13 protein-coding genes are annotated in these 19473 nt (G+C 67.7%); 8 read left to right on the plus strand and 5 right to left on the minus strand.

All coding sequences use genetic code 11. The annotated features are described in order from the left end of the window. Positions 1-3: 3 nt before the first annotated feature. Both NO878_RS15380 and NO878_RS15385 read right to left on the minus strand, forming a co-directional pair. Positions 4-1179, minus strand: coding sequence for an extracellular solute-binding protein (locus NO878_RS15380; RefSeq protein ID WP_256406852.1), 1176 nt, complete (start codon positions 1177-1179; stop codon positions 4-6). Between the two features lie 78 nt (positions 1180-1257). Then, positions 1258-2412, minus strand: a complete 1155-nt coding sequence (locus NO878_RS15385; RefSeq protein WP_256406853.1) for an alpha-1 4-glucan-protein synthase — start codon at positions 2410-2412, stop codon at positions 1258-1260. A gap of 152 nt (positions 2413-2564) precedes the next feature. On the opposite strand from NO878_RS15385, the gene ppk1 reads away from it, so the two are divergent. Beyond that, on the plus strand, positions 2565-4775 hold the full coding sequence (gene ppk1 / locus NO878_RS15390; protein WP_256406854.1) for a polyphosphate kinase 1: 2211 nt from the start codon (positions 2565-2567) through the stop codon (positions 4773-4775). Here ppk1 and NO878_RS15395 read toward each other — a convergent pair. Further along, a complete protein-coding gene (locus NO878_RS15395; RefSeq protein ID WP_256406855.1) occupies positions 4772-7075 on the minus strand; it encodes a DEAD/DEAH box helicase in 2304 nt (767 codons plus the stop codon). The genes ppk1 and NO878_RS15395 overlap by 4 nt on opposite strands. A gap of 72 nt (positions 7076-7147) precedes the next feature. On the opposite strand from NO878_RS15395, the gene NO878_RS15400 reads away from it, so the two are divergent. Both NO878_RS15400 and NO878_RS15405 read left to right on the plus strand, forming a co-directional pair. Next, the gene (locus NO878_RS15400) at positions 7148-7573 is read left to right on the plus strand and encodes a GIY-YIG nuclease family protein (RefSeq protein ID WP_256406856.1); all 426 of its coding nucleotides are present in this window, start codon (positions 7148-7150) and stop codon (positions 7571-7573) included. A gap of 260 nt (positions 7574-7833) precedes the next feature. After that, complete coding sequence (locus NO878_RS15405) at positions 7834-8604, plus strand: helix-turn-helix transcriptional regulator (protein WP_256406857.1); 771 nt, start codon at positions 7834-7836, stop codon at positions 8602-8604. On the opposite strand, the gene NO878_RS15410 is transcribed toward NO878_RS15405, so the two are convergent. Continuing rightward, entirely contained in the window at positions 8597-11656 is a 3060-nt protein-coding gene (locus tag NO878_RS15410; RefSeq protein ID WP_256406858.1) for an FAD-binding and (Fe-S)-binding domain-containing protein, read from the minus strand. The two genes, NO878_RS15405 and NO878_RS15410, sit on opposite strands and share 8 nt — an antisense overlap. 39 nt (positions 11657-11695) lie before the next feature. Then, positions 11696-13405: an L-lactate permease gene (locus NO878_RS15415; protein ID WP_256406859.1), complete on the minus strand. Its 1710-nt coding sequence runs from the start codon at positions 13403-13405 to the stop codon at positions 11696-11698. Between the two features lie 320 nt (positions 13406-13725). On the opposite strand from NO878_RS15415, the gene NO878_RS15420 reads away from it, so the two are divergent. The 5 genes from NO878_RS15420 to NO878_RS15440 all read left to right on the plus strand — a co-directional run bounded on the left by NO878_RS15420 (position 13726) and on the right by NO878_RS15440 (position 19397). Next, positions 13726-14307: an ArsR family transcriptional regulator gene (locus NO878_RS15420; protein ID WP_256406860.1), complete on the plus strand. Its 582-nt coding sequence runs from the start codon at positions 13726-13728 to the stop codon at positions 14305-14307. A gap of 91 nt (positions 14308-14398) precedes the next feature. Then, the gene (locus NO878_RS15425; RefSeq protein WP_379823365.1) at positions 14399-16156 is read left to right on the plus strand and encodes an Nramp family divalent metal transporter; all 1758 of its coding nucleotides are present in this window, start codon (positions 14399-14401) and stop codon (positions 16154-16156) included. A 51-nt stretch (positions 16157-16207) separates the two neighbouring features. Then, on the plus strand, positions 16208-16717 hold the full coding sequence (locus NO878_RS15430) for an LUD domain-containing protein (protein WP_256406861.1): 510 nt from the start codon (positions 16208-16210) through the stop codon (positions 16715-16717). Beyond that, complete coding sequence (locus NO878_RS15435) at positions 16710-18911, plus strand: LUD domain-containing protein (protein WP_256406862.1); 2202 nt, start codon at positions 16710-16712, stop codon at positions 18909-18911. The genes NO878_RS15430 and NO878_RS15435 overlap by 8 nt, the downstream gene beginning before the upstream one ends. Positions 18912-19013: 102 nt before the next feature. Next, positions 19014-19397, plus strand: coding sequence for a hypothetical protein (locus NO878_RS15440; RefSeq protein ID WP_256406863.1), 384 nt, complete (start codon positions 19014-19016; stop codon positions 19395-19397). The last annotated feature ends 76 nt before the right edge of the window (positions 19398-19473 follow it).

Here is a 19473-nt window from a genome sequence, read left to right on the forward strand (position 1 = left end):
CGCCTAGAGGACGCCCACGTCTCGCATGAGTTGGAGGGTCGGTTCGACGTTTGCTAGCTCCTGCAGATCGATGGACGGCGGGTTCAACTCGTCGATGGTGGGGAGACCGCCGACCGGTGGCACGCCGGGGATCATCGGGTAGGCGAACGTCCGGGTGGCGAAAAACTCCTGTGCCTCGACCGTGAGCAGGTGGCGGACGAAGTTCTGAGCCAGTTCCGACTGGTCGGTTCCCTGGACGACGGCGGCGCCAGCGATGTTGATGAGCGCGCCCGCGTCGCCGCTGGTAAAGGCCAGATCGAGCGGCGCGTTCGAGCGCGCCGAACGCACTCGCAACGCGTAGTAGTGGTTGGCGAAGCCGGCGTTGATCTCCCCGTCCGCGACGGCGTTGGAGGTCAGGAACTCGTCGGGGTACTCCGTGACCCCGCCGTCGAGCATGCCCTGGAGCCACTCACGGGTCGCGGACTCGCCCTCGATGAGCCGCATCGCCGTGACGAACGCTTGGAACGCGCCGTAGGTTGGTCCCCAACCCATCGACTCCACGAGGCCGTCCGTTTCAGGGAAATCCATCACCGTGTCCGGGATGTCCGCCGCGGAGAGCGCGTTCGTGTTGTACGGAACGCTCCGGGCGCGGCCCGCCGTTCCGACCCACCGACCGGTGGGATGGAACTCCTCGGGGACCGATTCGACGACGTCGCCCGAGAGGTCCACCGTCATGCCCGCCTCGTCGACGGCACCGAGTGAGCCTGCGTCGACCGCCCAGAACACGTCGGCGGGGGTGTTCTCCCCCTCCTCGATGATGGTGTTTGCGAGCTGTGCGGTGCCACCCTCGCGGGGTCGGGCGGTGAAGTCGGGATAGATCTGTGAGAACATCGCGAGCAGGTCGCGGTACAGCCCGCCCTCGCCGCCGCCGAGGTAGATGGTAAGCTCGCCGGAGAGGTCGGGGAGGTCGGCGATCCGGGTGCCGCTCAGCGACGCCCGGTTCTCGACGAGTGGCCCGGACCCGCGGAACGAACTCAGGCTGAGCGTTCCGCCGCCGTCGCCGCTGCTGCCGCTGCCGCCGCTGCCGCCACCGCTCCCACCGGGCAACCCGTTGCACCCTGCGAGCGCACCGACAGCCGCGGCCGCACCAGTCGCGAGGAACCGACGCCGTCGGAGGGACGACGAAGTATCGTCTTCCATAGTTTGTTTAGGCCGCCCTAAAACACTTATACCTGCCGATTCAGCTGACCGAGTCGTCAGTCGCCGGGGAGCGAATCGTCAGTCGTCGGCCGGCACCGCGCGCTCGACCGACTGGAGTTCGTCGAGACACGCCAGCCAGTCGTGCATATACTCGCCGACGTGTGCGAGGAAGTCACCGTTACGGTAGTCCGCCTCCGCGTCGATCAGCGCGTCGGCCATGGCGGCGAAGGCGTCGGCGTACGTGACTTCGCCGGTCGGTTCGGCGCCGTCGACCAGTTTCCAGAGGTGCTCGTTGAGTTCGAGCCCCGCCACCTCGTTGTGCAGGTCGTCGAAGGTGGATCGCGGTGCCTTGTCGTGCCGACAGAGCGGGTCGCCCGTCAGAATCTGTTTGCCCAACAGGTCCGCGGCCCGCTTCAGGAACACGCCGCTCCAGATGTCGTCGAACCGGCCGACCGACCACTCGTTGTCGTCCATCGGCAACTGGTAGAAGGCCGGCACGACTTCCCGGCGGAAGGCCAGGTTCATCGAGCAGACGGTGAGATACTGGCCGGGTTCGGCGACGAAGTCGGGGCCGAAATCCGCGGCCGTCAGCCGTGTTTCCGCCTGTCCCTGTAGGTCGCCGTCCATGAGAATGCGCACCGCGTCGAGGTCGGGGACGTTCGTCCACAGCCCCTGTGAGGCGACCACGCTGTCGACGTGGGTCGTCCCCGTTTCCACCCGCTCGTCCATGGCTGCGTAGGGGTAGCCGCGAGGGTAGAGTCCGTGGTCGTCGGCCTCGTGATAGAGCACGTTGACCCACCCCTCGTCGGATCGCACCGACTCGACGGTGCGGTCGGCGTGCAGGTTTCGGAGGTGTGTTCCGAAGAAGTCGACGTCGTCGTGTGGCCGTGTGTCGTCGTCGATGAACACTCCGTAGGGGTGGTCGTGGGCCCAGAGATACAGCAGGCCGAAACTCGTCTGAGCGTGACTCCGCGCCGGGATCAGGTGGTCGTACTCACCGACGCCCCGTTCGGCCAGCCACGCTTCGCGCCGACTCCCGTCGAACACCTCGCCGGCGACGCCCAGATCGTCGAGCATCGCCGCCATCTCCGCGGTCGGGCAGTGGTCCTCGGTCACCAACACGAACTCCAGTCGGTCCGTATCGAACCCGTGTCGCTCGGCGTTCGCGACGTAAGACCGCACACATTCGTACTCCCTGATCGTCGGCACGATCACACAGACGTCCTCGCTCATCACACGTTCGTCTTTAGGGGCACCTAAAGTAACTGTCGCTCCGCACCGAGAGTATATATGACTCTGTAGCCCGATAGAGTCATCATACCAACCGCTTTCCGTCGCTGCTGTCTCCGCTCATTCGATCCGCCGACGGCGGCGACCCCACTCCCATGACCGGACCCGACGACACGGACACCGTCCCCGAGTCGACGCCCGATCTGTCCGACCCCGAGTTCTATCTGAACCGGGAGTTGAGCCACCTCGAATTTCAGCGGCGCGTCCTCCACGAGGCGCTCGACGAGCGGACCCCCCTGTTGGAGCGGGTACGCTTTCTCGGCCTCTTCACGAAGAACCTCGATGAGTTCTTCATGAAGCGGGTCGGGGGGTTGAAACAGCAGATCGACGCGGGCGTCACCGATCCGACGGTCGACGGACGGACCCCTCGCGAGCAGTGGGCCGAGATCCTCCAGATGACCCGCCCGCTGTTCGACCGACAGACCGACTGTTACCGCGAGACGATCCGACCTGCGCTCGCGGCGGCGGGGATCGAAATCGTCGACCACGACGATCTTACGGCCGCCGAACGCGACCGTATGCGGGACTACTTCGAGGAGTCTGTCCTGCCGACGCTGACGCCGCTCGCGTTCGACCCTGCCCACCCCTTTCCCTTTATTTCGAACCTCAGCCTCTCGATTGGGGCGTACGTCCGTCACGAATCTGGCGCGGACCCGACGTTCACCCGCGTGAAGATCCCGCAGAACCGGCCGCGACTCGTCCCCGTGACCGACGGGACGCGGTATCTCCTCCTCGAGGACCTCATCTGCGCCCATCTAGATCTGCTGATGCCGAACGTCGAAATCGTCGACACCGCCACCTTCCGGATCACGCGTAACGCCGAGGTCCGCAACGACCAGGAAGTCGCCGAGGACCTCATCAAGGCCATCGAGAAGGTGATCGAACAGCGTCGCTTCGCCACCGCGGTTCGCTTGGAAATCGACGCCGACGCACCGCCGGCGATGGTGGACCTCCTGCGTGAGCAACTCGACCTCGACCCCGAAGAGGTGTTCCACCGATCTGGTCCCCTCGACTACCGCGATTTGACGACGCTAACTGACCTCAACCGGCCGGATCTCACACGCGACTCGTGGTCCCCGCTCCCGCATCCGCGCTTCGAAGACGGAGCGAGCGCCGACGCGTCTCTCACGGGGAGTGATCTCTTCGACACCATCGCCGCCGACGACGTCCTCCTGCATCACCCGTATCACTCCTTCGAGGGGACCGTCCAGCGCTTTCTCGACGCCGCCGCCAACGACCCCGACGTGTTGGCGATCAAGGCGGCCATCTACCGCACCGCGAGCGACTCGCAGGTGATCCAGCGGCTGATCGACGCCGCCGACAACGGCAAACAGGTGGCCGTGATGGTCGAACTCAAGGCGCGGTTCGACGAGCGGAACAACCTCCAGTGGGTGCGAAAACTGGAGGAACATGGCATCCACGTCGCCTACGGAACGGTCGGCCTGAAGACACACACAAAGACCGCACTGGTCGTCCGCGAAGAGGACGATGGCGTCTCGCTGTACTCCCACATCGCCACCGGGAACTACCACTCCGAGACGGCGAAAGGCTACGTCGACCTCGGACTGCTGACCGCCGACCGTGACATCGGACAGGATCTGGTGACCGTTTTCAACTTCTTTACCGGCCCCTCGCTTGACGAGGAGTTCCGCAAACTGCTGGTCGCGCCGGTCACCATGCGCGAGCGGTTCACCGACCTGATCCGTCGGGAGGCGGATCACGCCCGCGACGGTCGTCCCGCCCGCATCGTCGCCAAAATGAACGCGCTCGAAGACCCCGACATCGTCGCCGAACTGTACCGCGCCTCCATGGCTGGGGTCGACATCGACCTGATCGTCCGCGACATCTGTCGGCTCCGCCCGGGGATTGAGGGCGTCAGCGACACCGTCGACGTCTACTCCGTCGTCGGTCGGTTCCTCGAACACTCCCGTATCTTCTACTTCGAGAACGGGGCGCGAGCGAGCGACCCGGATGCCGACCGCAGTCCGGAGTATTACCTCGGGTCGGCCGACTGGATGACCCGCAATCTCGATCACCGGGTCGAGGCTGTCACCCCCGTCGACGACCCCGACCTCCGTGAGCAACTCCGCTTTATTCTCGAGGTGGTGCGCAACGACAACCGCACCTGCTGGACGATGAACGCCGACGGGAGCTACGATCAGCGGACGCCGGGCGACGAGCCGTCCCGGGCCACCCAGTCGGTCCTCATGGACGCCGTCCGCGCGGCCCACGACCGCGACGACGACCGGGGCCTCGACACCGAGCACCCGGCCAGCCCCGGCGACCTCCTCATCGGGGACGACTAGTCCGCCTCACTCAGGGCCGACAGGAGGTGGACGGCCGGTTCGGGGGCCAGCGGATCGTTGGCGTTGCCACAGTGTGGCGACTGGACGCAGGCCGGACAGCCACCCGCGCAGTCGCAGTCGTCGATCAGCCGTTCGGTCCGTGCGAGCAGGGGTTCGATCCGCTCGTAGCCGCCGCGGGTGAGGCCGACACCGCCGGGGTGACCGTCGTAGACGAAGACAGTGCTCGCGCCGGTGTGGGGGTGGTGCGGTGTCGAGAGGCCGCCCACGTCCGCCCGGTCACAGAGGAGATGGAGGGGAAACAGCGAGATGAGGCCGTGTTCGGCGGCGTGGATGCCGCCGAGAAAGTCACCGAGCGCCCGCATTTCCGCTTCCACGTCCGCCGGGACGGTGAAATACAGCGCCGTCGTCCGCAGAGTCGTCTCCGGCAGGTCCAGGGTCTCGCGGCCGAGCGTCTCGCCCCGACTCGCGTCCCGGCGCTCGAACCCTGTCACCCGCTCGGTGACGGTCACGTCCGCGAGGTGGACCGCCGTCTCGGGCCGGGCCGACAGTGCTGTCGACTCGCGGTCCCGCTCAACCGCGACTGACTTCTCGGTCAGCACCCGGGTGTAGTAGTCCGCCCACGTCGACTGGAGGGTCGCCACGTCCCGGTCCAGGTCGAGTTCTGTCACCTCGTAGGACCGCCCCTGGTGGTGGTATATCGCGCCCGGGTGGGCGTCCCGGAGGGCGTCGTCAAGCCCCAGCGTGGCGATCACGTCGCCGTCCGCCAGCAGATCCACCTCGCGGTCGTCCGCGCTCCGGAGGCTCGTTCCCTGTTGTGGGCTCCGGTCGCCGGCGTGGGTCCAGCGGACGCCACCCTCGGTCTCCCGGCGCTCTAAGCGCCCGGCCGCCTCTAGGTCCGCCACGATTTCGGGAAAGCCCTCGCCGAAGTGAGACTCGTCCCCCTGTGAGAGCCAGTTTTCCGTCGCCGCTGCAGCGACGTGATCCGGCAGGAGGTGGTCGTTCTCGGGGTCGACGGTCGCCCGCTCCGGGTCGCCATCGAAGAGGTCGTCGGGCTGGCTCATCAGATACTGATCCAGTTGGTCCTCGCCGGCGACGAGGGCGACGAGCGCGGGGTCCGATCCCCGCCCCGCCCGCCCGGCACGCTGGAACGTCGACATCCGGGTGCCGGGGTAGCCATCGAGGAGGACCGCATCGAGGCCGCCGACGTCGACACCGAGTTCGAGCGCGCTGGTCGACCAGACGCCCGCCACCTGTCCCTCGTGGAGTCCATCCTCAACCTCGCGGCGACGCTCGTCGCGCAACGAGGCTTGGTAGGCCTCGATCCGCCCCGCAAGCCCGTGTTCGCCCCGGTCGCGCAGAGCGTCGGCGCTCTCGGTCGCGTACCGCTCGGCGGTCTGTCGCGCTCGGGTGAACGCGAGGGTCTGGTGGTCCGCCGCGACGAGGTCCGCGAATAGCCGCTTCGTCTCGACGTGGCTCGACCGACGACGGCCCGATCCACGGTCGCCCTCGTACTCGGGCGGGTTCCAGAGGAGCCAGTGGCGCGGCCCCCGACCGCTCGTGTCCTCGTCGACGAGCGCGAACGACGACGCCTCGCGGCCGGTGAGGCGCGCGGCGTGTTCGACGGGATTGCCGATGGTGGCCGAACAGCAGACAAACTGGGGGTCGCTCCCGAACCGCTCACAGAGTCGGGCGAGGCGCCGGAGTACGAGCGCGACGTGGCTCCCGAACACGCCGCGGTAGCCGTGTACCTCGTCGACGACGACGAGCGAGAGCGACGAGAACAGCCACTCCCACAGCCGGTGGCCGTGCGGGAGTAGGCCGTAGTGGAGCATGTCGGGATTCGACAGTAGGACCGTCGGCCGCCGGTCCCGGACCTCGCGTTTCTTGGATTGGGAGAGTCGGCCGGTGTAGGTGTCCACCGAGACCCGGCTGCCGAACCCCAGCCCCTTCGCGAGGTCGCTCAGGCTCGCGGCCTGGTCCGCGATCAGCGCGTTCTGTGGGCCGAGATACAGCGTGCGCTCCCCGTCGGCCATCGCCCGCTCGAACGCCGGCACGGTGTACGCGAGGCTCTTTCCGCTCGCCGTCGGCGTCGCCAGCACGACGTTGCGGCCGTCCCGGACGGCCTCGATGGCGTCGACCTGGTGGCGATACAGGCGGTCGACCCCGCGGTCAGCGAGCGCGCCCGCGAGCCGGGATTCCAGATCGCAGTCGGCGTAGCTCGGGTCGCGTTCCGGCACCACCCGGTAGTCCGCGACCGCTCCGTCCCCACGCTCTCGCAGTCGGTCGACCACGTCGTCCACGCCCTCCGCTCGGGACGACGCGAACAAACCGGTTCCGGTCGATCTTTGGCTCTCGACCGCCCGGGTGTAACCATGACCGATGCGGACGGCGGCACCTACACGCTACTCCTCGAACTGCCCCGCGACGTGGACATCGAGGTCGGTGCGCTGGGCACCCACCACTTTCCCGCTGGCGCCTACGCCTACACCGGGAGCGCTCTCGGGAGTGGCGGCTTCGCCCGCGTGGACCGACACCGCCGCCTCGCGGCCGGCGAGAGCGACACCCGCCACTGGCACGTGGACTACCTCACCGGCCATCCGGCGACGGATCTGGCTACCGTCGTCACGTCCGGCGGCGCAGACGTCGAGTGTGCCGTCGCCGAGCGCCTGCCCGACGGGCCGGTCGACGGCTTCGGCGCCTCGGACTGTGACTGTCGCGCTCACCTCGCGATGGCTCCGTCGCTGTCGACGTTGACAGCGACCGTCGAGTCCGCACACCGCGACGCGATGAAAGGGTGATCCCGACCGCTGTCGGGCGACCGGGGGCACCGACGCCGACGGGGCCGGGCATCCCCGTCGGGGGTACGGTGCCGGATCGAATGGCGGGCCGGGCAACCCGCCACGACCCCGTGTGTCAGAGGCACCCCGGCGTACAGGAGTACAGCCATCGACGACTTGATGTTGTCGTGCGGCGAAAACCTCACTCGTTGAAACGTGATATATAACTATTGTGCTGATTGTCTATCGAGGCGGCGGATCAGGTCGCCGGGCGGGGGTCGATGACCGATCCGTCACCGGCCGCGGTCGTCGCCCGACGGATCGAGACACTCCGCGCGCTCGACGAGGGGGAGGTCACAAAGGCGGCGCTCGTCGACCGACTCGGCGTCTCCCGGTCGACGGTCGACCGAGCCGTCCGCGAGCTGTCGGCGGCCGGGTTCGTGGAGGCGACACAGTCGGGATACCACACGACGCCGTCCGGACGACTGGCCGTCGGGGTGTACGACCGTCACACTCGACGGAGCGAGACGCTGGCCGAGGCCGCCCCCCTGTTTGCTGGGGTCGAGATCGGTCTCGACCTCGACCCGGCGATTCTCGACGAGGCGACGCTGATCGAGGCGACGCCACACGCACCCAGCCGTCCGGTTTCGGCGGTCGCGGACCTGATCGGGACGGCGACGCACGTGTCGGTGTATACGGGACGATTCCTCTCCCGACACGCACAGCGCTATCACAACCGGGTCACGGAGGCGGGCATGACCGGCTCGTTCGTCACGACCGAGCGGGTGCTCGAACGGCAGGCGGCGGCTCGGCCCGGAGACATGCGCGAGGTGGTCGCGAGCGGGCGCGTCGCGATCCGTCACGTCGACCGGGACGACCCCGTGACGCTCGTCCTCGCGGAGACGCCGTCCGGTCCCAAGATGGGGCTGGTGGTCTACCGCGACGGCACCCCGAGTGGCTTTCTCGGCACCGACGCGCCCGCGGCGACACGCTGGGCGCGTGCGTGTCACGACCGCCTGTGGGCGGCGGCGACGCCGTTCGATCCTACCTGAGCGCGGCGTCGAGTTTCTCCACCGGTGTCGGCGGCTCCGCGTCGTAGTGATCGCCGAGTTGTGTCCGGCAGGAGGCACCGGGCGCGACGAGTTCCTCGCCCGGACTGTCGTCCACCTGGTCGAAGAGGATGGCCCCGATGGCCTTGCTCATGGAGAAGTGTTCGGCCTCGTAACCGAAGGAGCCGGCCATCCCACAACAGCCGGAGTCGAGGGGGTCGACCGCGTAGCCCGCCCGCCGCAACACGCCGACGGCGTGGTGATCCTTCTGTGTCGACTTCTGGTGACAGTGGCCGTGGTAGGTCAGCGACCCGTCCGCCTCCGTCTCCAGCGCCTCGTCGAGGCGGAAGGCGTCGAGATACTCCATGACCCCGTAGGCGTTGTCCGCGAGGGTTTCGACGTCGTCGCCGTCGAGCAAGTCGCGGTAGTCCGACTGGAACATCACGGCGTCGGTGGGTTCGACCAGTACCACGTCCCAGCCGTCGCGGACGCGGGGCGCGAGGGCGTCGACGTTCGTCGCCGCCTGCTCGCGAGCCCGGTCGAGAAAGCCCTTCGAGAACGGCGGGCGGCCGCTCCCGCTCACGTCTCGCGGAATGCGGACGTGGACGTTCGCCGCCTCCAAGATCCGGACCGCGGCCTTCCCGGACTCGGGGTGGTTGTACGTAGTGTAGGTGTCGGGAAAGAGCAGAGCGTGGCGGTCGGCCTCGGCCTCGGGAACGCGACTGCCGCCCCGGTCGTCGAACCAGTCGACGAGCGACTCGCGGTGGAAGGTCGGTAGCGTGCGGTCTTTCGCGATACCGAGGGTCTTCTCTATCACCGTTCGGGCGCCGGGTACCTTCGCCGCCCAGTTCGAGAGCGGTGCGAACGCCGAGCCCAACGCGTTCAGGCGGTCGACGTTCGCGAACAGCTTATCCCGCAGGCTGGCGCCGTGACGCTGGTGGTGTTCGTGGGTCACCTCCGCTTTCAGCTTCGCGAGATCCACCTCGCTCGGGCAGTCCTTCGAGCAGCCCTTACACCCGATACAGAGGTCGAGCACCTCGTGCATGAACTCCACGTCGGTAGCGTCGGCGTCCAAGTCGCCGCTCATCGCCTGCCGGAGCAGGTTCGCCCGACCTCTGGTGGCGGTGATCTCCTCCTCGCTCGCGCGGTAGGTCGGACACATCACGCCGCCGGTCGTCTCCTGGGGGCCGCGACAGCCGCCACAGCCGTGACAGAGTTCGACCATGCCCTGCATGCCGTTTTCGTTGTCCCACGCGAGGGTCGTCGAGAAGCCGGCGTCGAACTCGTAGTCGGAGCCAAAGCGGAGATTCTCGGTCATGTCCGCGACGGCCGCGCGGTTGGCCAGGCCGTCGGGGATCGGCTCGTCGTCGGCGTAGCCACAGACCGTCCCCGGGTTCAGGAGCCAGTTGGGATCGAACGCGCTCTTCAGATCCCGGAACACCTTCCAGAGGCGGTCACCGTACAGCTTCCGGTTCCACTGGGTACGGGCGCGGCCGTCGCCGTGTTCGCCGGAGACGGAGCCGTTGTATTTCACCACGAGGTCGGTCGCGGCGTCGGCGATGGCCTCCATCTCCTCGACGCCCGCGACTGTCTTGGTGTTGACCAGCGGGCGGATGTGGAGGACGCCCGGCCCTGCGTGGGCGTAGTAGGTCGTGAGGGTGTCATGTTCGTCGAGTATCGCCTGGAAGTCGGCGACGTAGTCGGGAAGGTTCTCGGCCGGGATGGCCGTATCCTCGATGAACGCGATGTGTTTCTCGTCGGTAGTCCGGCTGAGAAGGATCGGCAGTCCGGACTTTCGCATCTTCCAGAACTTCGCCCGCGTCTCGGCGTCGTGGGCCTCCATCGCCGCCTGCGCGACCTGCGGGGTGTCCGTCCGCTCGGCCGCCCCGTCACCCGGGGTCGCCGCGGGGTCGCCGTCGGGGACCCGGTCCGCGATGAGGTCTGCTACCTTCCGGCGGCCGTCGTCGTCGTCTTCGGCGTAAAACTCCACGAGCAGGACTGAACTCGTCCCCTCGGGAAGCATCCCGACCACGTCGGCGAACTCCGCGGTGTCCCGCGCTAAGTCGAGCAACACGTCGTCCATCACCTCCACGGCCGCGGGGTCATGTTCGAGGATGGGCGCGACGTCCTCCATCGCGTCAAGCAGGTCGTCGTAGGTCAGGAGGGCAACCGACTTCGTCTCCGGGACGGGTTCGAGCGAGACGGTCGCCTCGGTGACGACTGCGAGCGTTCCCTCGCTCCCGGCGAGGAGGCGGCCGAGGTTGACCGACCCCGACGCGGCCTCGTCGACCAGCATGTCGAGGTTGTACCCCGAGACGTTGCGTTTCATGTCCGGGTATCGCTCGCGCACCTCGTCGGCCTCCTCGTCGACGATTCGCACGACCGCGGCGTAGATGCGCTCCTCGATGGTGCCCTCGGGGTCGGCCCCCTCGCGGAGTTCCGTGAGCGACACCTCGCCGAAGGTGGTCACGGTTCCGTCGGCCAGCACTACCTCCAGTTCCTCGACGTAGGCGTCGGTTTTGCCGTATTTCAGTGAGTGGGCGCCGGTGGAGTTGTTACCGATGGCGCCTCCGAGGACGCTCTTATCGCCCCACGCGGGGTCGGGAGCGAACTTCAGGCCGTGGGACTCCAGTTCCGCGTTGAGGTCCCCGAGCGTGACACCCGGCTGTGCGCGGGCCCGCCGGCCATCGGGGTCGGTCTCGATCACGTCGGTCATGTGCCGCGAGAAATCGAGGACGACCGCCTCGTTGACGGTCTGGCCGGCGAGACTGGTTCCGCCGCCACGAGGAAGGATCGGCACCTCGCGCTCGGCGCAGTATTCGACAGCAGCGGCCACGTCGGCGGTCGAGGTGGGGAAGACGACCCCGACAGGGGTCATCTCGTAGGCGCTCGCGTCCGTGGCGTAGAGCTGTCGAGAGTAGTCATCGAACCGCACGTCACCCTCGATCAGTTCCTCGAGGTCGTCGACCATCCCCGGGCGGTCGACGTCGTCGCTTCGATAGTCGTACTCCCCCGACGCTGCGGGATCGTCGGCGGGGTCACCTGTCGTTGCCATCGGCGGCCACTTGGTGTATGGCCGCTTAAATTCCGGGTACTAGAACGTGCCGGGGAACAGCACGTACCCGAATAGCAAGGTCAGGATTCCGGTCATCGTCGCGTAGTACGTGAGCGGGATGAGTTCGTAGCGGATGACACGGCCCTCCTCGCCGACGAGTCCGACGACGGCGAGCGCCGCGACGACGTTGTGGACGGCGATGAGGTTGCCGATGGCACCGCCGACGGCCTGCGCGCCGAGGATGATGGTGCGCGGGAAGCCGATCTGGTCGGCGACGCCGTACTGGAAGGTGCCAAAGAGAATGTCGGAGACGGTGTTCGACCCCGCGAGGAAGGCACCGAGGGCGCCGACGAGCGACGCGAAGAAGGGGTAGACCCCGCCGGCGAGGTTCGCCATCGCGTCCGAGAGGACGATCAACATCCCGTCGGTGCCGGTGGCGGTGCCGGACTGGAGCATGATCTGGACCGTGGCCACCGCGAACAGCAGGGCGATGACTGCGGGAGTCACTTTCTCTATCGTCTCGCTCCACGCACCGGTGATCTCGTCGCTCGACATCCCGTGAATGGGAATCGTCAGCAGGTGGACGCCGACGAACACCGCGCCGGGGAGATACAACACCGCGAGCGATCCGGACAGCGACGTTCCGAAGATCGACCCCCACTGCAGGACGAGCGTCGACTGGAGGAAGCCCGTCACCGGGTCGACGACGCGCGTGACGACCAGCAGCGCCGCGACGAGGGCGTACGGCGTCCACGCCTTCCAGAGCGGCATCGTCTGCACTGCGCCGCCGTCGGCCGCAACACTGGCCTCGCGACTGGAGGATTCGCCGGGCTGGATCTCGCCGACCCAGTGGTCGGGCCACGACGACTGGTCACCGAAGTCCCACTCGTCGTCGGGGTGGAAGAAGCCGGCCTTGAGGGCGCCGACCGTGATGAACAGGCCGGCCATCGCGCCGATCAGTCCGGGGAACTCCGGCCCCAGGAAGTATGCCGTCGCCCAGTAGGGGACCGCGAAGGAGGCCCACGCAAAGAGGGTGAGCGGCAACACCTCCAGAGCGGGCTTGATCGAGCGCTCCTCGCCGAAAAAGCGGGTCATCATCGCCACGCCGATGAACGGCAGGACGGCGCCGACGACGACGTGGAAGGAGGCGGCCCACACCGCGATGTCGGCCACCCAGCCATCGATGGTCATGCCCTGAGCGGTGACAGCCGAGGAGATGACCTCGACGTCGGCGAAGATGTCGATCATGCCGATGATGAGCGGGGTTCCGACGGCGCCGAAGGTGACGGCCATCAGGTTCCCGGTGAGCGCAACCACAACGGCCGCAAGCGGCGGGAAACCGAGACCGACCAGCAGGGGGCCGACGATGGCCGCCGGCGTCCCGAAGCCGGCCGCGCCCTCGATGAACGAGCCCATCAGGAAGACGAGCAGGACCACCTGGACGCGGCGGTCGTCGCTGATGGAGGCAAAGCCCTGGTTGATGGCATCGAACGCACCGGTCTGTTTGAGCGTATAGAGCAACAGGATCGCCCCGAAGACGATCCAGAGGATGCTTGCGGCGGTGATGAAGCCGTTGACGGTGGCGGCACCGATCCAGGCCGGCGACATGTTCCACCCGGCGTAGCCGGCGACCATGGCGACGACCCACGCCACAGGCATCGCCCGCGTCGCGGGCCAGAACCGCCCGACCATCAGGTAGGCGATGACCGCCAGCGGTGCGATGGCGATGGCGATATCGGCTAGTGCCATCGCACACCCCCGTCGGCCACCCGTCGATTCGTTCCACGACCGTTCGCAGATCGTTCTGGCATCGTTCCCTGCCACCGTCTGCCCCGATATATATCCATCGTTCCTCGCTTTTCGTGATGGATACGGCGTGACTCGGGAGTGGTTCTCACACTCTTGATCTCTCGACTGAATCGAAAAAACCGACGAAAGGGCGGGTTTCAGTGGGTTTCTCTCGACCGACCCCACATCCACAACACACGTGTGTACTACCCTCTTCACTCGTGTGTGCCGACGTTCACACGAGTGCGAAGGCTTTTGTCCTCGTGTGTAAAGGGTCGACCATGGCCGGAGAGGACCGCGCGCGGAACGACGACGGCCAGTACGCCGACCGCATCCCGCCGGAGGCGGTGCTGGAGGTGTTCGACGAACGCGACGACCTGGCGCGGCCGCTCACCGCCGGCGACGTGATGGCGGCGGTGGACTGCTCGCGGCGGACGGCCCACAACAAACTCGAGACGCTCGTCGAGCGTGGGCGGCTGAAGACGCGGAAAGTCGGCGCGCGGAGTCGTGTCTGGTGGGTGCCGATGGAGCGGGCGTCGTCCCAACCGTCGCCCGACGACGACTCTGCGACCGACGGCCGACCGCTCGCCGTTGCCAACGCCATCCGCGAGGCGAAGTTGCCGGGGAGCGGGCCGACCTTGGAGGCTCGCCGCGAGGCACTGTCGGCCGCCTACGACTATCTGGCTGCCCACCCCGAGGCAAAGAAGGCCGACTTTCTCCGGGACGTGTACCACGAGCACCCCGCGGGCTACGAGTCGCCCGAGTCGTGGTGGAACGCCATCCAGCCGGCGCTGAAGGGGTTACCGGGGGTCGACCCGCCGGCCGAGCGGGGTCACCTCTGGCATTTCCTCGGCGGCGACTGATCGGTTCGTTTTTCTCGCGCGCTTCCTGAGTCGGAACTGATGGGAGCGTCGACGCCCAGCGACCGCCCGACATCACGCGGCGGGGGTAGCCGTGGGTGACGACGACGCGGCGTCCGCGGACTCCGTGGACCCGACCGACGAGGGCGACGCCGATGCCCCGGTGTACGCCTCCGCGGTCGAGGGCCGACAGTACCGGGGGACGTGGTACTGCCCACTCCCCTACGACGACCTGGACCGCGCGCCCGAGACGGTCGACTACCCCGACCGCGGGACCGGCGGCGCCTTCCGGCTGGCCGAACTGCCGCGCGTGCCCCGCCTCCGTCACATCGTCGGCCCGAGCGCCATCATGCTCGGTGCGTCGCTCGGGAGCGGCGAGACGCTGTTTTGGCCGGGGTTGATCGCTCGCCACGGCTGGGGGCTCTACTGGGCGTTCTGGGTCGGCGTCCTCACGCAGTTTTTCGTCAACACGGAACTCCAGCGGTGGACGCTCGCCACCGGTGAGAGTGTCTTTCGTTCGTACGTCCGCGTCCACCGCGCGTGGCCGTGGGTCTTCCTCGTCGCCGGTCTCCTCAGTCTCGGATGGCCCGGCTGGGCCGCCGGAGCCGCACAGGTCGCGGCCACCGCAATCGGCGTCGCCGGATCGACACTGTTCGGCCTCCCCGTCTGGAAACCCCTCGCTATCGGCCTCATGCTCCTCGTCTGGGGCTCCTACCAGGCGTCGTCGGTGATGTACAACGCCGTCGAGGCGTTCCAGATCGGGCTGCTCACGCTCGCCATCGTCACGGCGCTCGCGCTTGCGGCCGTCGGCGGTGCGGCCGGCGAACTCACCGCCCTGCCGACGGCACTCGGCGGTGTGGGAACCCTCCCCCCGAACATGGACGTGGCGGTCTTCCTCGGTGGTCTCGCCTTCGCCGGCGCCGGCGGCTACCTCAACCTCTCACAGAGCCTCTGGGCCCGCGAGAAGGGCTACGCCATGGGCAACTATCAGGGCCGCGTCCACAACCCCTTCAGCGGTGACGACCCCGAGGCCATCCACCGAAACGGCTTCACCTTCCGCCCCACGGAGTTGAACCTCCGCCGCTGGCGCGGCTGGTGGCGGGTGATCCAGGCCGAACACCTGCTCACGTTCGTTCTCGGCCTGTTGCTCGTGGCGACGGTGCTGATGGCCGTTGCCCACCGCCACGCCCCCGGGGTCGAGGCCAACGCCCTCGATATGTGGCTCGGGCAGATTGCCCCCGCAATCGGCGGATTCGGGGCGCTGCTGGTCTTTCTTCTGCTCTTTCTCGCCCTCTTTACTACCGAGTACGCCATCGTCGAGTCGTTCGTCCGCAACTCCGCGGACGCCGTCTACGAGGCGTTCGCCCGCGACGCGGGGTGGGACCTCTCCCGTCTGTTCTGGTGGTTGCTCACCGCCTTCACCGTCTGGGGGGTGATCGTCATCCTCCTGTTCTCGGCGCCGCTCGGCGACCGTGACCCCTTCTTCCTGCTCGTCGTTGGCGCCGCCCTCTCCGGGCTGATGATGTGGCCTTACACGCTCCTGACGCTACTCGTCAACACCGGACGGCTCCCCGAACACCTCCAGCCCGGATGGAGCCGGGTCGTCGTGCTCTGGTGGGCCTCCGGATTCTACGGCTACTTCTCGGTCCTCCTGCTCGGCGAGACGGCGGTCACGGCCGGTCTCGACGCCTTCGGAACCGCCGTCGGCGTCGTCGGAAGCGCTCCCGGCGGGTACGTCCTCTGGGCCGGCTACGCACTCGTGCAGGCGTACGCGGTGGTTCGCTCGATCCGCGCGAAGCGGGCGGCGGCGGGCACCGTCGCGGCCCTCGACCGCCCTCGGGCGTTCCGGTGAGCCGCCGCCGGACCGAAGCTACAAAGCCGGCGCGCCCCAAACGCCGTGCATATGGCTACCACGACCACGAACCCACTGTCGACGTTCGAGGACGCCCTCGACGAACTCGGGGTCGCCCTCACCCGGACGACAACCGACGAGTTTGCGGCGACGCTCGACGGTGTCGTCCGCGCCCCCGCGGTCGGCACCCCCCTCCCCTTCGATGTCGCGTATCCCGACAGCGTGGCCGTCGATCCGACGCCTGCGGCCCTAGAGCGGGCGGCGACCGGCGTCACCCCCGCCTCGTTCGGCGTGGCCAACTACGGGAGCGTCTTCCTCCCTTCCACCGCCGACGGCGCCGAACCCGTCTCCCTCTACCCCGAACTGCACGTTCCCGTGATTCGCGCGGGCGACGTCCTCCCGGACCTCCCCGAAGCCCTGGATCGGTTCGGTGAGACGGCTCGTGCGGACGCCGCCAGCGCCATCGTCGGCACCGGGCCGAGCGCCACCGCCGACATGGGTGAACTCGTCCTCGGCGCGCACGGTCCCGAGGCCGTCCACGTGGTGATGCTCGATGAGTAAGGGCCGTGGCGACAAGGCCGCCGAGATCAGGCGGCTGATGGCGACCGAGGGCCCAGCCATCGAGGAGAACACCAAGGGGTTCAACCGCAAGCGTCAGGCGGCGGTGGCCGACTTGGAGAACTACGAGGAACTCCGGACCCGCGCCCGCGAGATCAAGGAGGACGCCATCGAGCGACTCCCGGAACTGATCGAGCAGTTGCGTGAGTCCGTCGAGGCGAACGGCGGCACCCTCTATCTCGCCGACGACGCCGCGGACGCAAACCAGTATATCCGGGAGGTGGCCGACGACGAGGACGCCGAGCGCGTCGTCAAGAGCAAGTCCATGACCACCGAGGAACTCGATGTCAACGACGCCTTGGAAGACGACGGCGTCGACGTCGTCGAGACCGACCTCGGCGAGTGGGTCGTCCAGCTAGCCGACGAGACGCCCTCGCATCTGATCGCCCCCGCCATCCACCGCTCGCAGGAGAGCATCGCCGACCTGTTCGAGACGATATTCGATCCCGACGATCCGCCCGAGACGGCGGACGAACTCACCAGTTTCGCCCGGGAACGGCTCGGCGAACGCATCCGCGACGCCGACGTGGGCATGACCGGCGCCAACTTCGTCGCCGCCGACTCCGGGACGATGGCTATCGTCACCAGCGAGGGCAACGCCCGGAAGTGTGCCGTCACGCCCGATACCCACGTCGCCGTCACTGGTGTCGAGAAGATCGTCCCCTCGACGGACGACCTCTCGCCGTTCCTCGAACTCCTCGCGCGCTCCGGCACGGGCCAGGATCTCACGGCGTACGTCTCGCTTCTCACCCCGCCGGTCGACTCCCCGACACTCGACTTTGACGACGACGAGACGCCGCTCTCGGAGCGCGATTCTGACCGCGACTTCCACCTCGTCCTCATCGACAACGGCCGCATGGCGATGCGCGAGGACGAGCAACTCCGCGAAACGCTGTACTGCATCCGGTGTGGGCAGTGTTCGAACTCCTGTGCCAACTTCCAGCACGTCGGCGGCCACGCCTTCGGCGGTGAGACGTACTCCGGCGGCATCGGTACCGGCTGGGAGGCGGGCATCGAAGGACTCGACACCGCCGCCGAGTTCAACGACTTCTGTACCGGTTGTTCGCGGTGTGTCAACGGCTGTCCCACCAAGATCGACATCCCCTGGATCAACACGGTGGTCCGCGACCGGATCAACCGCGGCGAGGAGCCGGAAGGGACTGACTTCCTCGTCGAGGGACTCACCCCCGACGCGGAGTCCAGCGGCTTGGACCTGGATAAGCGCCTCTTCGGGAACTTCGAGACGCTGGCGAAACTCGGGAGCGCCACCGCGCCCGTCTCGAACTGGCTCGCCGACACCGCGCCCGCCCGATGGGCACTCGAACGCGTCGCCGGCGTCGATGCCCGCCGTGACCTCCCCGAGTTCCAACGGGAGACCCTCGTCGACTGGTTCGAGCGCCGCGCCTCCACGGTGTCCGACCCGACGCGGGAAGTCGTCCTCTATCCCGACGTCTACACCAACCACGTCCAGGTCGAACGCGGCAAAGCCGCAGTCCGGACCCTCGAAGCGCTGGGTGTCGACGTGCGGGTCCCGTCGGTCCCGTCCAGTGGCCGTGCCCCCCTGTCACAGGGGATGATCGCCACCGCCGAGGAGCACGCCCACGACGTCTACGGCGCTCTCGCCGAACACGTCGACGCCGGGCGCGACGTGGTCGTGATCGAACCGTCCGACCTCGCGATGTTCGACCGGGAGTACGAGCGATTCCTTCCGGCGGCCTCCGCCGAGCGGCTTCAGGAGCGCAGCTACGAGGTCATGGAGTACGTTTACGGCCTGCTGGAGAACGGAGCCGACGCCGACCCGCTCCGCTCAGGTGACAGCCACGACGTGGCCTATCACGCCCACTGCCAGCAGCGGACGCTCGGTCTCGAAGCCCACACCGTCACCGTCCTCGAGGACCTCGGCTACGACGTGGCCACCTCCGACGTGGAGTGTTGTGGCATGGCTGGCTCCTTCGGCTACAAGGACACCTACTACGAGTTGAGCATGGATGTGGGTGAGGATCTGGCCGAGCAGTTTTCGACCCCCGAGACGCGCGACCGGACGGTCGTCGCGAGTGGCACCTCCTGTCTGGAGCAACTCGACGCCTTGCTCGCCCGCCCCTCTCGACACCCCGTCGAGTTGATTGCCCCGCCGTAGCCACCGGTCCCACCCGCGGCGACACCGTCGGCGTCCGTTTCGAACACACGGCCCTGGGACTCGGGCACGTGATTTTATGCGCGTTCCGCCCTGAATACGGGTATGAGCACCGCGACGAACTCCGGACTCGTCGATCCGGACACGCTGGGACCGCTGCATTACGCTGGCGTGGCGCTGGCGGTTGTCAGCGGACTGCTCCACATCGGACTCGGCGTTGGCTTCGTCCCCGAACCGCTCGGCCTGTCGTTCCTGTTTGCCGGGGTCGTGTTCCTCGCCGCCGGCGCCGCTGTCGTCGTGAACTACCGGCGGGGGCTTCTCTACCGCCTCGGGATTCCCTTTACCGCCGGACAGATCGTCCTGTGGTACTACCTCAACTTCGCCGCTGGCCCGAAGTCGTTCCCCAGCGATGTCGGGACGCTCGGCGCCGTCGACAAGGTCGCACAGGGGTTGCTCCTCGTCGTCCTCGTGCTTCTCGTCCGGAAGTGACCCCGCGGTTCGCGTCCTCGTCCGAGCGCCGCGAGGCGGTCCGCGAACTATTAAGACCCATCACCAACAGGGAGTG

The sequence above is a fragment of the Haloplanus ruber genome (assembly GCF_024494725.1).
Taxonomy (GTDB): Archaea; Halobacteriota; Halobacteria; order Halobacteriales; family Haloferacaceae; genus Haloplanus; species Haloplanus ruber.

Bases quoted from the DNA above. Each gene is read 5' to 3' on its own strand.
- NO878_RS15380 (WP_256406852.1), bottom strand. From the start codon at position 1,179: ATGGAAGACGATACTTCGTCGTCCCTCCGACGGCGTCGGTTCCTCGCG.
- NO878_RS15385 (WP_256406853.1), bottom strand. From the start codon at position 2,412: ATGAGCGAGGACGTCTGTGTGATCGTGCCGACGATCAGGGAGTACGAA.
- ppk1 (WP_256406854.1), top strand. From the start codon at position 2,565: ATGACCGGACCCGACGACACGGACACCGTCCCCGAGTCGACGCCCGAT.
- NO878_RS15400 (WP_256406856.1), top strand. From the start codon at position 7,148: ATGACCGATGCGGACGGCGGCACCTACACGCTACTCCTCGAACTGCCC.
- NO878_RS15405 (WP_256406857.1), top strand. From the start codon at position 7,834: ATGACCGATCCGTCACCGGCCGCGGTCGTCGCCCGACGGATCGAGACA.
- NO878_RS15410 (WP_256406858.1), bottom strand. From the start codon at position 11,656: ATGGCAACGACAGGTGACCCCGCCGACGATCCCGCAGCGTCGGGGGAG.
- NO878_RS15415 (WP_256406859.1), bottom strand. From the start codon at position 13,405: ATGGCACTAGCCGATATCGCCATCGCCATCGCACCGCTGGCGGTCATC.
- NO878_RS15420 (WP_256406860.1), top strand. From the start codon at position 13,726: ATGGCCGGAGAGGACCGCGCGCGGAACGACGACGGCCAGTACGCCGAC.
- NO878_RS15430 (WP_256406861.1), top strand. From the start codon at position 16,208: ATGGCTACCACGACCACGAACCCACTGTCGACGTTCGAGGACGCCCTC.
- NO878_RS15435 (WP_256406862.1), top strand. From the start codon at position 16,710: ATGAGTAAGGGCCGTGGCGACAAGGCCGCCGAGATCAGGCGGCTGATG.
- NO878_RS15440 (WP_256406863.1), top strand. From the start codon at position 19,014: ATGAGCACCGCGACGAACTCCGGACTCGTCGATCCGGACACGCTGGGA.